The 233-nt window shown below is 70.0% G+C and carries 1 protein-coding gene; it reads left to right on the top strand.

Annotated features, from left to right (window positions below; translation table 11 throughout):
* Window positions 1–27 precede the first annotated feature (27 nt).
* Window positions 28–233 (top strand): DUF2486 family protein (locus SB771_RS37365; protein ID WP_410722326.1); only part of this gene is annotated, 206 nt, incomplete at its 3' end.

The raw sequence follows: 233 nt of genomic DNA, 5'->3' as shown, positions 1-233 counted from the left end.
GCTTCGACTCAAACACGGAGAGCGCACGTGTCCGATTCCAACGACAATTCGATCCCGGTGCTGCACGAGGTTCTCGTACCGGGCAATCCTGCCCAGGCGCGTCGCGCGGCGGCCACGCAACCGGCGGCCGAGCCCGGCGCCCCGCGCGAACCGAGCTTCGCTGTCGACCCGGTGCTTGCGCCCGAACCGGTACATGCGGCCGAACCTGCTCTTGCCCGGGACTCCGCGCAGGC

Source organism: Burkholderia sp. SIMBA_051 (genome assembly GCF_046534915.1).
GTDB lineage: Bacteria > Pseudomonadota > Gammaproteobacteria > Burkholderiales > Burkholderiaceae > Burkholderia > Burkholderia ambifaria.
Note: the sequence above shows the minus strand (reverse complement) of the source record. Positions and strands in the feature narration are given on the sequence as shown.